Origin of the sequence: Burkholderia sp. 28_3, assembly GCF_003253915.1 — a bacterium.
In the GTDB taxonomy this organism is placed as follows: Bacteria; Pseudomonadota; Gammaproteobacteria; order Burkholderiales; family Burkholderiaceae; genus Burkholderia; species Burkholderia cenocepacia.
In genome coordinates, this window is the sequence record NZ_QKZF01000016.1 from 92748 (window position 1) to 105268 (window position 12521).

Genomic DNA, 12521 nt, shown 5'->3' on the forward strand with positions numbered 1-12521 from the left:
CGGATTGATGTCGACGCGCACCACGAAGTGACGCCATTACGTCGGCGAGATTGTCGACAATGTCGTCACAACGCCGCGCGGGACGGGCACGGGGAATGGACATCGTTGCTTTGCTCGACGACAACAAGGATCCAGCGTGATGCAGACCAAGAACAGAATTCACGTCGTTTCAACCGCTCATACCGGGCACGGCTTCGTCAACCCCTTGGCCGTCGTGACGGCATTGAGCCTGTGCCTGCCGTTCGGCGGCGCACATGGGCAATCGGCGGATGCCCCACCCGACGGCAGCGGGGCCGTCGAGTCGCGAAGCCCGGCGAACCTGACCGTCACGCAGGCGCTGCAAGGCATGCTGGAGCTGATTCGGATCAGCAATCAGGTTACCGACATGACACCCGACGCGGTGCACCGCAGCTTCGGCGTGCAGACCCACGCGATCGATCAAGACAGCTTCGGCTACGGCCAGCGCCTGCCCGGTAACTGGGCGGTCGGTATCCAGCGGTTCGTGGTCTATGGAAGAGGGACGCGCGTAGAACTGGGCCTTGATCCGATTCCCGGAATGCCGGCTGCGCCGCTGACGACATGCGAGCCGAATTTCGCGCAATTCACTGGAGCACTGGAGTCGATGGGGTTCAATCATCGTACCCACTACGGCGAGCACGGCCGCCGGATCTCCGAGATCTTCTGGCGCGAGCAGATGTCCGTGGAGGTCGTCCCCTACAGAGAGCGCGGCGATAACGGTGAGCCGCCGGCCCCGGCTTGCGTAAGAACGGTACGGGTGCGATAGATCGCTGTCGCCGCAACGCGCGATTCCGGCAAGCATCGCAACGAAACGCCGTGATCCCCTGCCGTCAAACCGCGCTGGAAATCGTTCGACTCGTTGATATCCTGAGGAAATATCCAACCGAGACTCCGCAACGCGCGAGCACGCTGGCGCCGCCGTGACCGACGATACGAAACAACCGACTTTCCCGACATTCCGCAGCGATTACTGGAGCCCCACGCATGAATCCGGACAACGCATCAAAAGTCGCAACGACGGCCCACGCGCACGCCGACAGCCATTCCTCCTCGCCGATCCCCCGCATCGCGCCATCCCGAACCGCGCTGCTCGTCATGCATTACCAGACCGACATCCTCGGCCTCTTTCCGTCGGTCGCCCCTGAATTGCTCTCGAATACGCGCCGTCTCTGCGACGCGGCGCGAGCGGCCGGCGTCGGCGTGTGGTTCGCGAATCTGCGCTTCAGTCCCGGCTATCCGGAAGTCAGTCCGCTCAACAAGAACGGCCAGGGCATCAAGCAGCTCGGCCTCTTCATCGACGATGCCCCCTGCCCGGAGCTGGCCAAACAGCCCGACGAGCCGCTGATCCTCGCCCACCGCGCGAGCGTGTTCTTCGGCACCGATCTGCAGGCGCGGCTCATCGCCCAAGGCGTCGATTCGCTGATCATGGTCGGCATCGCGTCGACCGGCGTGATGCTGTCGTCGATCGCCCATGCGAGCGACGCCGATTTCCGCCTCTACACGGTCAAGGATTGCTGCTACGACCCGGACCCGGTGGTCCACGAGCATCTGTTCGCCACCGCGTTCGAATCGCGCACGACGGTGCTGTCGCTCGCGGAGGCGCTGCGGCTGCTGGCGTAACGACGGCCGAGCCGCAGCATCCGCCTTACTTCGCGATGAACACGCCCGACGTCGGGCACGTGCCCTGCGTGTTGCCGTCCGTTACGAGCGACGCCGCGCTCGGAAACTGCGCGGTCGCGTTCGTCTTCACCGCGATCCACGCTTCGGTGAAGTAGCTCACGCCGTTCGTCTTCGTGCACTTCAGCGACACCGCGCTGCGCGTGTTGCTGCCGAACGCGCCTTCGAACGCCGACAGCAACTGGTTACGCGTGACCGTCTTGCCCGCGTTCGCCTGCAGGAACGTGTTGAACGACGTGTTGCCGAGCCGGCTGATCATGCCCGACGCCTGGTTCCAGTACGCATCGGGCGTCGCCGAGTTCGAACAGGTGCCGTGCTTGAACCACTCGTGCTTGTCGAGACAGGATGCGACGCCCGGCATGTACGTCGACAGCGTGTTGCGCGTCGCGCTGCTGATCGGGTACGCGTCCATGCTGCACCACTGGTGCGCGTTGTCGAGGTCGATGTCGTTCTGCGGCACGCCGCAGTAGAACGGCTGGTTGCCGTCGTAGCGGTTCGGCCACAGCCCGTGCAGCGACAGGCTCGTCGCCGCGTACGATCCGGCGAGGTTCGTGCATTCCGGTGTGTCGTGCGACGCGCAGAAACCCGGCTCCCACGATGCGGCGAGCAACAGGTAGTCGTAGCTGGTCTGCGCGGCGGCGTGCAGTGACACGGAAGCGACGGCGAGTGCGGCAGCGGCGCGGGCGAGCGTCTTGAGCATGGCGTGTTTCCTCGGAAAAGGCTTGCGGTCGCGGGATGCGCCGCAAGGTTGTCGAATGTCTGCCCGCGATTGTTGCTGCCGCAACGTGGCACGAATGTGAAGGTGCACGAAAGAATGCGCGGCGTACCGCCGAACCTGTTACAGCCGGTACCGGTACCGGCGATTGCCTTCCGCCGCATGCGCCCCCGGCATACGCTGTCGCCACTTTCATCCTGCAACGGAGCATCCCCATGGTGACGGCCACACGGCTGGGCAAGCCGTACTGCGTCGAGATCGGGAACGGGCGCAGCGTCGTGCGCTCGGACACCCACAAGGCAGGCAAAGGCGGCGACGCCGGCCTGCGGCCGCACGAGTTGCTCGAAAGTGCGCTGGCGGCCTGCGTCTGCATGTCGGTCGAACTGGCAGCGGAACGCGCGGGCGTGACGCTGCCGGCCTGTACGGTGGACGTCACCCTCGAACGCCGCGATGTCGAAACCGGTTTCGACATCGCCCTGCGCTTCGTGGTACCGCTGTCGCAGGCGCAGCACATACTCGTCCGCGACGCGGTACGGGCCTCGCCGGTCGCCCGAACGCTCGGCAAGCCGATACGGATCGGGCCGGACACGATCGCGCACGACTGAGCTGATCGTCACGGATGCCGCATGGTCGGCACCCGTGCGTCGACGGTCGAACGGCACGCACTTACCGCACGTGATCGCTCAGGTGCCGAGCTGCGTGCACGCGCGCGCCGACGCTTCGGGCCCCTCGAGCGCGAGAATCTGCCACACGCCGATACTGACGCGCCGGCGCGCCGCGGTCGACTCATCGGCCAGCAACGCCTCGACACGCGGTGCGACATCGGGCGCCTTCTGCTGCAGCGCCGCGTGGTGCCGCGCGCGCGACGCCGGCCCGGATTCGTACACGTCGCACAGGCGCACCATGCCGGCGAGGCCGGCCAGATCGTCGTCCTTGTCGATCGCACCGGGCTCCACGGGCGCAAGGCCCTTGCGCTCTTCCGGCGGCAGCTTGTTGCGCGCGCCTTCGTCGATCGCCGACGCGGAAGCCGGCGGCAGGCCGCCGATCGCCGCGACGATCCTGCTGCCCGCGGCGATCATGTCGCCCTGGCACATGATCTTCTCGTCGGCCGTGACGTTCGAGCAGAACGATACCGACATCCGGTACACGTCGTTGCTCATGCGCGGCACTTCGTCCATGCCCGCCTGCGCGAGGCCGGCGCTCGCCAGCGCCAGCGCGGCGGGAATCACGATGCGGAACGTTCTCGTCTTGTTCATTGTTGTCGTCCGTGGGTGCGGGTAGCGGGCAATATCGCCGGGCCGCGCCGGGCGCCCTTCGTGATGCCGGGCCCGCGTCCGGCATCACGCGTTTCACTTCATCGACGCCGCCTCCGAGCCGCCCGGCGACAACGCCGCGCTGTCCTGCTCGCGCCACGCACGCCGCGACGCCATGATCGCGCTCACCGCCGAGCGCGCCACCTTCCACCATGCGAACGGACGCGGATCGGCGAGCATGCTGAGCGCGCGCGCATAGTCGAGCGTGAGTCCGGGCGTCCACGCCATCGTCACCGCGCGCTTGCGGATCTGCGCGGCCACCCACAGCTCGGGCGTGAACAGCAGCCGCACGAACGCGCCCCACCCGGCCCGCGCGCCTTTCAGCCGCCACACCGCACCGTCGAGCGCCGCCTCGAGCGCGTTCGACACGGTGCTCGAGCAGTTGCGGTGCGTGAGGTTGTACGTGACGTTCTGCCGATACGACGACCAGAACGCCTCGAGCTTGGCCGGATCGTAGTTGCGGATGCGCACGCGCACGGTCGACGGGCACCACGCTTTCGACTCGGTCGCATAGTCGGGCTGAAACAGGCCGGGCACGTCGTTCTCGCGCGTCGCGCGCAGGATGCGCGTGAATTCGTCCGGAGAACGATCGATCTCGACAGCCGGATACAGGCTGATGTAGATGCCCTCCGGCGACTCCAGCGCCGCATGGCCGGTCGAGATCACGCCGTTGACGTCCACCGCCGCGATGTAGCGATCGATCACCGGATAGCGCTGCGCTTCGGCCTTCGACGTGCCGGTCGGGGTCCACACGTGCACGGTCAGCGCCCGCTCGCCGTCGGCCGGCGGCCCGTCCCATTCGGATTGCGCGAACTGCGGCGGGTACTGCGCATCGTCGAGATCCGGCGCCAGCGCCGGCGCGGGCGAGGTCGCGAACGCCGGATTGCGCGTCAGCCGCCGCACGCGCGCGGCGAGGCTCAGCATGTGCATTCCGCCGAATATCAGCAGCAGGCCGAGGCAGTACGGTACGGTGCCCGCGTAGTGCGTCGGGTACGGCTGGAAGAAGAAGACCGCCAGCAGGATCTCGACGACACCCCACGCGAACGCGACATTCCAGCGGCGATAGCGCACCATCCACGCGGACGTGCACTGCAGCAGTCCGTCGACGAGGAACAGCGTGCCGAAGATCATCGACAGCAGGAAGTGGCCGTGATGATGGCCGGCAAACACGAGCCCCGCGGCCATCACGACCGCGATGCCCTTCACGTAGCGCAGGATGCGCTGGCCGCCGACCCCGCTGCCGGCCACCGCGAGCGTCGCGAGCCCCTCGATCAGGAACAGCCATGCGAACAGCTCGATCGGGAAATGCAGCGCACCATCGAGCGCGTCGATGAAAATGCCGACGCCTGCCACCACCCACAGCCAGCCGAGCACGGTCAGCCCGCGCCAGCGGGTTCGCAGATATTCGATGCCCAGCAGCAGCAACACCAGTCGTACCATTGCGCCCTCGTATTTTTTCGGGATACGCGCGGCCTCGCGCCCCCTGTCGTTTCGACCGCGCGTCGGGCGACGTGCCGGCCGGAAGGCGGTCGTCGTGGCCGGCCCGTCATGTCGTCGACGTGATCGATGGCGGCCGGCACGCGCCGCTCTGGCCGAATAATAAGATATGGCGGAGCCGGTTGAAAGCCTGGCGAAAACGTTTTCGGCGGGGCGCGGACCGCCCCGGCCGCCCGCTGCCACGACAGGTTTCGGGTTCGACAACGGGCGGCGGATACGGGAGAATCCGGCTTCCGAGGGCGAAAGCCACCCAGCCGAACCGCACAGACGGGACGAGAGCACATGCATGGACCGATTACACGCCGGCACATGCTGGCCGCCACTCGCCAGGTTCCAGGCCGCCCCTGTCAGCCATGGCGCTGGCCGACGCATGAAACAGGAGCATCGACATGCCCCACCCGCCGCTTCATCCATCCTCGCTCGGCCCGCAACTCAAGCGCTGGCGCGCGCTGCACCGCGTAAAGCAAAGCCATGCAGCCGAACTGTTCCGCGTCGCGCAATCGACGATCTCCCGCTGGGAAGCCGGCCTTCAGCAGATGTCGCCCGCCGAGCGCGCGACGGCCGAACGGCTGCTCGCCGCGCGCCTCGATTCCGCGGGCGACCACGCGCTCGCGCGGCTGATCGCCGGCAGCACGGGCCGCATGCATCTCGTGTGCGACCTCACGCACCGCCTGCTGGCCAGCTCGCCGGCGCGCGCGGCCGAGTTCTCGCGGCCGCTTTCGACGCTGCTCGGCGCGTCGCTGTGGCGCTATGCGACGCCGGAAATCGCCCGCATGGAAGCCGCGCTCGACCCGCTCGGCTGGTACGACCGCGCGGGACCGCCGAGCGTCGAGTTCGATACCGGCGCGAACGCGTCGCGCGTCGTGCCGATTCGCGGCAGCCTGTGCCGATGGACGCGGATGACGCTGTCGGACGGCTCGGCCGTGCGGCTCGTGGAAACGCTGGACGCGCACTGACGCCCACGCATATTTCATGCGTGGACACCCCGCGGCCGGCCGGCGTACGCTTGGCGGTTCATCGCAAGGACGCCGACCATGAATCCCGATACGATCCGCGCGCGCCTCGATTTCCTGCGCGACGCCGAACGCCTGAAAGACGTGCTGCGCAGCGGCCACACGTCGGCCGGGCGCGCGGAAAGCACGGCCGAGCATAGCTGGCGGCTGTGCCTGATGGCGCTCGTGTTCGCCGACGCGCTGCCCGGCGTCGATACGCTGAAGCTGCTGAAACTGTGCGTCGTCCACGACCTCGGCGAGGCGCTGCACGGCGACATCCCCGCGATCGAGCAGGCCGCGCACCCCGACAAGAGCGCGCACGAACGCGACGATCTGCTGACGCTGACCGCGTCGCTCGACCGCGCGGCGCGCGACGAGATCGTCGCGCTGTGGGACGAATACGAGGCAGCCACCTCGCCGGAAGCCCGCGCGGCGAAGGCGCTCGACAAGCTCGAAACGATCCTGCAGCACAACCAGGGCAGCAATCCGCCCGATTTCGACTATGCGTTCAATCTCGGCTACGGCCGGCGCTATACCGACGCCGCGCCGCTGTTCAGCGCGATCCGCGAGATCGTCGATGTCGACACGCAGCGCAGGATCGACGCGGGTGGGCAGCGCGCGTAAGCTCGCGGGATCGGGCGTACCACCTTGCGCGCCCCACCCGCACCTGAGCCGACGCATGACGCAGAACATCTACGACGACCCGGCCTTCTTCGAAGGTTACAGCCGCCTGAACCGCTCGATTCACGGGCTCGACGGCGCGCCCGAATGGCCCGCGCTGCGCGCGCTGCTACCCGACCTGCACGGCCGTCACGTGCTCGATCTCGGTTGCGGCTACGGTTGGTTCAGCCGCTGGGCCGCCGACCAGGGCGCTGCCGGCGTGCTCGGCATCGACGTGTCCGAACGCATGCTCGAACGCGCGACATCGACCACCGCGCATCCGGCGATCACGTACCGTCGCGCCGACCTCGAAACGCTCGCGCTGCCGGATGCCGCGTTCGATCTCGCGTACAGCTCGCTCGCATTCCACTACGTCGTGCACCTCGACACGCTGCTGCGCACGATCCACCGCGCGCTCGTGCCGGGCGGCCGGCTCGTGTTCTCGATCGAGCATCCGATCTATACGGCGCCGCGCCGGCCAGGTTTCGTCGTCGATGCGCAGGGCAACCGCTCGTGGCCGCTCGACGGCTACCAGCGCGAAGGCGAACGCGTGACCGACTGGCTCGCGCCGGGCGTCGTCAAGCAGCATCGCACGCTCGGCACGCTCGTGAACCTGCTGATCCGCAGCGGCTTCACGCTCACGCACCTCGACGAATGGGCGCCGACGCCCGGGCAGGTCGACGCGCTGCCCGCTCTCGACGAGGAACGCGACCGGCCGATGATGGCGATCGTCGCCGCGCGGCGGTAGCGCGGTCGCGGCGGATCGCCGCCTTCACAGATCGAAACAATTGCACCGTCCGGCCCGCGCATCGATACGGCGTCCACACAATTCAGCACAATTTCCACACGATTTGGCGCGAATTCCTCGCTTACCATGAGCGCCTGATTCGATTCGGCACGCCCGCGCGATGCGTACGCGGAACCCGTCGCGGGCAACACGCCCGGCACGCGGCGCCGACCGGATCGTTCCGTTCGGCCGCACGCATCGCCGGCGCCCGCTTCATCCTCGCTGCATTCTCATGACCCAGAAGACCCATCGCCGCCGGCGCATCGTGCTGGCTACCCTTGCCGTCGTCGCAATCGCCGTCGGCGTCACGCTGAAGGCCTGCGCGCCCGACAAGCATCCGCAGTACCTGTCCGCGCCCGTCACGCGCGGCGATCTCGAGAACGCGGTGCTCGCGACCGGCGCGCTGCAGGCGTTCAGGCAAGTCGACGTCGGCGCGCAGGTGTCGGGGCAGTTGAAGACGCTGAAGGTCAAGCTCGGCGACAAGGTCACGAAGGGCCAGTGGCTCGCCGAGATCGACCCGGTGATCTCGGAAAACGCGCTGCGCCAGGCGCGCGCCAGCGAAGAAAGCCTGCGCGCGCAGCAACAATCGACCGCCGCGCAGTTGACCCAGGCCGAACTCGCGTTCCGCCGCCAGCAGGCGATGCTGCCCGACGACGCGACGTCGCGCGAATCGTTCGAGGCCGCGCGCGCTGCGCTCGACGTGCAGCGCGCGACGCTCGCGTCGCTCGCCGCGCAGATCCGTTCGGCCCGCATCCAGATCGAGACCGCGCAGGCCAACCTCGGCTACACGCGCATCGTCGCGCCGATCGACGGCGAGGTCGTCGCGATCGTCACGCAGGAAGGCCAGACCGTGATCGCGCAGCAACAGGCGCCGGTGATCCTGAAGCTCGCGAATCTCGACACGATGACCGTGAAAGCGCAGGTGTCGGAAGCGGACGTGATTCGCGTAAGCGCCGGCCAGACCGCGTATTTCACGATCCTCGGCGAACCGGACAAGCGTCACTACGGCAAGCTACGCGCGATCGAACCGGCGCCGCAGAACTACGCCGAAGCGCAAAGCCCGCTCGGCGGCGGCGCGGGTGGCGGCGCGAAATCGAACAGCGCGGTGTTCTACAACGCGCTGTTCGACGTGCCGAATCCCGAGCACCGGCTGCGCATCGCGATGACCGCGCAGGTCAACATCGTGCTCGGCAACGCGCGCAACGCGCTCAGCATTCCGGCCGCCGCGCTCGGCGAGAAGCGCAAGGACGGCACCGTGGCGGTGCGCGTGCTGCGCGCCGACGGCAGCACGGAAACGCGCCATATCCGCATCGGCATCAACAACAACGTGCGCGTCGAAGTGCTGGCCGGCCTGAAGGACGGCGAGCGCGTCGTGATCGGCGAAGCGTCGGCGGACGAGCGCGCGCCGCTGTCGGACGTGGTGTAACGATGCGCCAGCCCCTGCTGAAACTCGCCGCCGTCACGCGACGCTTTCCGGCCGGCGACAAGGACGTCGTCGTCCTGAACAACGTCAACCTGTCGATCGACGCGGGCGAGATCGTCGCGATCGTCGGCGCGTCGGGGTCCGGCAAGTCGACGCTGATGAACATCCTCGGCTGCCTCGATCATCCGAGCGAAGGCACCTACACGGTCGGCGGCCGCGACACGCACATGCTCGACAGCGACGAGCTCGCGCAGCTGCGCCGCGAGCACTTCGGCTTCGTATTCCAGCGCTATCACCTGCTGCCGCACGTCGACGCGGTCGCGAACCTCGAAATGCCGGCGATCTACGCGGGCACCCCGCGCGCCGAGCGGCATGCACGCGCCCGCGCGTTGCTCGCGCGCCTCGGGCTCGCGGATCGCGCGCATCACCGGCCCGGCCAACTGTCCGGCGGCCAGCAGCAGCGCGTGAGCATTGCGCGCGCGCTGATGAACGGCGGCCAGGTGATCCTCGCGGACGAACCGACCGGCGCACTCGACACGAAAAGCGGTCAGGACGTGATCCGCATCCTGCACGAGCTGAACGCGCTCGGCCATACGATCGTGATCGTCACGCACGACAAGGCGGTGGCGCGCCATGCGCGGCGCATCATCGAAATCAGCGACGGCGAGATCGTCGCCGACCGGCCGAACCGCCACTACGCGGAGGCGCTCGCGGAGGTCGGAATCGGCGCAGCCGACGTAGCCGAAACGGCAGCCGAGGCGGCTTCGTCGCCCGCGCCGCACGATGCCCCGCCGCCCGCCGACACCGATCCCGGCCCACGCGCCCCCCGCTTCGCCGCCGGCACCGGCCGCTTCGCCGAAGCGTGCCGGATGGCGTGGATCGCACTCGTGTCGCACCGGCTGCGCACGCTGCTGACGATGCTCGGCATCATCATCGGCATCACGTCGGTCGTGTCGATCGTCGCGGTCGGCGAAGGCGCGAAGCGCTACATGCTCGAGGAGATCGGCAGCATCGGCACCAATACGATCAGCCTCTATCCGGGCGCCGACTGGGGCGACAGCCGCGCGGACACAATCCAGACGCTCGTGCCCGCGGACGTCGTCGCGCTCGCGGAGCAACCGTACGTCGACAGCGCGACGCCCGAAACGTCGCGCACGCTGCTGCTGCGCTTCCGCAACGTCAATGTGAACGCGCTCGTGAGCGGCGTCGGCGAACGCTACTTCCAGGCGCGCGGAATGCGCTTCGCGCTCGGCGTCGCGTTCGACGACGATGCCGTGCGCCGTCAGGCGCAGGTGGCCGTGATCGACCAGAACACGCGCCGCAAGCTGTTCGGCGCGACGCGCAATCCGGTCGGCGAAGTGATCCTGGTCGACAACGTGCCGTGCGTCGTGATCGGCGTGACCGCCGACAAGAAGAGCGCATTCGGCAGCGTGAAAAGCCTGAACGTGTGGGTGCCGTACACGACCGCCAGCGGGCGTCTGTTCGGCCAGCGCTATCTCGACAGCATCACCGTGCGGGTGCGCGACGGGCAGCCGAGCGCCGCCGCCGAGAAAAGCCTCGAGAAGCTGATGATCCAGCGCCACGGCCGCAAGGACTTCTTCACGTACAACATGGACAGCGTGGTCAAGACCGTCGAGAAAACCGGCCAGTCGCTGACGCTGCTGCTGTCGCTGATCGCGGTGATCTCGCTCGTCGTCGGCGGGATCGGCGTGATGAACATCATGCTGGTGTCGGTGACCGAACGCACGCGCGAGATCGGCATCCGGATGGCGGTCGGCGCGCGCCAGTCCGACATCCTGCAGCAGTTCCTCGTCGAGGCCGTGCTCGTGTGCCTGCTCGGCGGCACGATCGGCATCGCGCTGTCGTTCGGGCTCGGCGCGCTGTTCTCGATGTTCGTCGCGCAGTGGAAGATGGTGTTCTCGGCCGGCGCGATCGTGACCGCATTCGTGTGCTCGACGCTCACCGGTGTGATTTTCGGGTTCATGCCCGCGCGCAACGCGTCGCGGCTCGATCCGATCGATGCGCTCGCGCGCGACTGACGAAACATGACCATCACGCATTCCTCCCCGCTTCGCCGCCTCGGCGCATTCGCCTGCGCGGCCGCTTTGCTCGCCGGCTGCGCGGGTACGCGCCACGATCCGCTGCCGCCCGTCGCGATGCCCGCGAACTGGGCCGCGCCGGTCACGGCCGACGCGCCGCCCGCCGCGCGCGACTGGTGGCGCAGCTTCGGCGATCCGCAACTCGACGCGCTGATCGACGACGCGCTGCGCGCCAACAACGACCTCGCGATCGCGGCGATCCGCGTGTATCGCGCGCAGTTGCAGGCCGGGCTCGTCGATACGAACCTCACGCCCAACGTGACGCTCGGCGCGAACGGCGCCGTGTCGCGCACGCTCGATACGCACCGGACGAGCCAGTCGAGCGGCCTCAACGGTTCGCTCAGCTACGAAATCGACCTGTGGGGCCGGCTGGCCGCGCTGCGCGATGCCGCGCACTGGGAAGCCGACGCGACGGCCGCCGATCTCGAAGCCGCGCGGCTGTCGCTGATCGGCACGACCGCGGCGCTGTACTGGCAGATCGGCTATCTGAACTGGCAGATCGCGCTCGGCGACGCGAACATCGCGTATGCGGTGCGCACGCTCGCGCTCGTCCGGTCGCGGCACGCGGCCGGCGCCGTGTCGGGGCTCGATCTCGCGCAGGCCGAACAGAGCCTCGCCGCGCAACGCGCGGCGCAGACGCAACTGATCCAGCAGCGCACCGAGAACCGCCACGCGCTCGCGATCCTGTTCGACCGGCCGCCGCAGCAACTGGCGGCCGAGCCGGCGGCACTGCCGGACGCCGCACCGCCCGACGTGGCGGCCGGCCTGCCCGCGAGCCTGCTCGGCCGGCGCCCCGATCTGCGGGCGGCGGAATTCCGGCTGCGCGAATCGCTCGCGCAGGTCGACGCGACGCGCACGAGCTTCTACCCGACCTTCACGCTGACCGGCAGCGCCGGCACGACGAGCACGAGCCTCGAGCGCGTGCTGACGAACCCGGTCGGCACGCTCGGGCTCGGCCTCGCGCTGCCGTTCATCCAGTGGAACACGATGCAGTTGCAGATCAAGGTGTCGAAGTCGCAGTACGCAGAAGCGGTCGTCGGGTTCCGCCAGCGGCTCTACACGGCGCTCGCGGAAGTCGAGAATGCGCTATCGGCGCGCGTGCAGCTCGAACGCGAGGCCGAACAGCGCGCGCTGTCGCTCGCGCAGGCGCAGCGTGCCGAACGGCTGGCCGCCGCGCGCTTCGCGGCCGGCGCGACCGCCGTGCAGCCGTGGCTCGACCAGCAACAGGTGCTGAGGAGCGCGCAGAGCGCCGACGAGCTGACGCGCCTGAACCGGCTCAACAACCAGATGAAGCTCTACCGCGCGCTCGGCGGCGGGACGTCCTGACCGGCCGTCACGCG

At 68.4% G+C, this 12521-nt stretch carries 12 protein-coding genes; 9 read left to right on the forward strand and 3 right to left on the reverse strand.

Annotation, left to right across the window (positions count from 1 at the left end; translation table 11 throughout):
* Nucleotides 1-139 precede the first annotated feature (139 nt).
* Both DFS13_RS27460 and DFS13_RS27465 read left to right on the forward strand, forming a co-directional pair.
* The gene (locus DFS13_RS27460; RefSeq protein WP_111442333.1) at nucleotides 140-784 is read left to right on the forward strand and encodes a hypothetical protein; all 645 of its coding nucleotides are present in this window, start codon (nucleotides 140-142) and stop codon (nucleotides 782-784) included.
* 218 nt (nucleotides 785-1002) lie between these two features.
* Nucleotides 1003-1638, forward strand: a complete 636-nt coding sequence (locus tag DFS13_RS27465; protein ID WP_059721935.1) for an isochorismatase family cysteine hydrolase — start codon at nucleotides 1003-1005, stop codon at nucleotides 1636-1638.
* Between the two features lie 25 nt (nucleotides 1639-1663).
* Here DFS13_RS27465 and DFS13_RS27470 read toward each other — a convergent pair whose 3' ends face one another.
* Nucleotides 1664-2395: a ribonuclease T2 gene (locus DFS13_RS27470; protein ID WP_069352539.1), complete on the reverse strand. Its 732-nt coding sequence runs from the start codon at nucleotides 2393-2395 to the stop codon at nucleotides 1664-1666.
* Nucleotides 2396-2430: 35 nt separating this feature from the next.
* Here DFS13_RS27470 and DFS13_RS27475 point away from each other — a divergent pair, with 35 nt between their 5' ends.
* A complete protein-coding gene (locus DFS13_RS27475; RefSeq protein ID WP_241308558.1) occupies nucleotides 2431-3015 on the forward strand; it encodes an OsmC family protein in 585 nt (194 codons plus the stop codon).
* A 78-nt stretch (nucleotides 3016-3093) separates the two neighbouring features.
* Here DFS13_RS27475 and DFS13_RS27480 read toward each other — a convergent pair whose 3' ends face one another.
* Complete coding sequence (locus DFS13_RS27480) at nucleotides 3094-3666, reverse strand: hypothetical protein (RefSeq protein ID WP_034202040.1); 573 nt, start codon at nucleotides 3664-3666, stop codon at nucleotides 3094-3096.
* A gap of 93 nt (nucleotides 3667-3759) precedes the next feature.
* Nucleotides 3760-5163, reverse strand: coding sequence for an HdeD family acid-resistance protein (locus DFS13_RS27485; RefSeq protein ID WP_111442335.1), 1404 nt, complete (start codon nucleotides 5161-5163; stop codon nucleotides 3760-3762).
* Between the two features lie 446 nt (nucleotides 5164-5609).
* Between DFS13_RS27485 and DFS13_RS27490 the strand changes: the two genes are divergently transcribed.
* The 6 genes from DFS13_RS27490 (at nucleotide 5610) to DFS13_RS27515 (ending at nucleotide 12507) form a co-directional block, all read left to right on the forward strand.
* Nucleotides 5610-6176, forward strand: coding sequence for a helix-turn-helix transcriptional regulator (locus tag DFS13_RS27490; protein WP_006483170.1), 567 nt, complete (start codon nucleotides 5610-5612; stop codon nucleotides 6174-6176).
* 78 nt (nucleotides 6177-6254) lie between these two features.
* Nucleotides 6255-6836 carry an HD domain-containing protein gene (locus DFS13_RS27495; RefSeq protein ID WP_006498847.1) on the forward strand — a complete coding sequence of 194 codons (582 nt, stop codon included), beginning with the start codon at nucleotides 6255-6257 and terminating at the stop codon, nucleotides 6834-6836.
* A gap of 55 nt (nucleotides 6837-6891) precedes the next feature.
* Entirely contained in the window at nucleotides 6892-7620 is a 729-nt protein-coding gene (locus tag DFS13_RS27500; RefSeq protein ID WP_006483165.1) for a bifunctional 2-polyprenyl-6-hydroxyphenol methylase/3-demethylubiquinol 3-O-methyltransferase UbiG, read from the forward strand.
* A 271-nt stretch (nucleotides 7621-7891) separates the two neighbouring features.
* The gene (locus DFS13_RS27505; RefSeq protein ID WP_111442356.1) at nucleotides 7892-9085 is read left to right on the forward strand and encodes an efflux RND transporter periplasmic adaptor subunit; all 1194 of its coding nucleotides are present in this window, start codon (nucleotides 7892-7894) and stop codon (nucleotides 9083-9085) included.
* 2 nt (nucleotides 9086-9087) lie between these two features.
* Nucleotides 9088-11121, forward strand: a complete 2034-nt coding sequence (locus tag DFS13_RS27510) for a MacB family efflux pump subunit (protein ID WP_111442336.1) — start codon at nucleotides 9088-9090, stop codon at nucleotides 11119-11121.
* 6 nt (nucleotides 11122-11127) lie between these two features.
* On the forward strand, nucleotides 11128-12507 hold the full coding sequence (locus DFS13_RS27515; RefSeq protein WP_111442337.1) for an efflux transporter outer membrane subunit: 1380 nt from the start codon (nucleotides 11128-11130) through the stop codon (nucleotides 12505-12507).
* Nucleotides 12508-12521 lie beyond the last annotated feature (14 nt).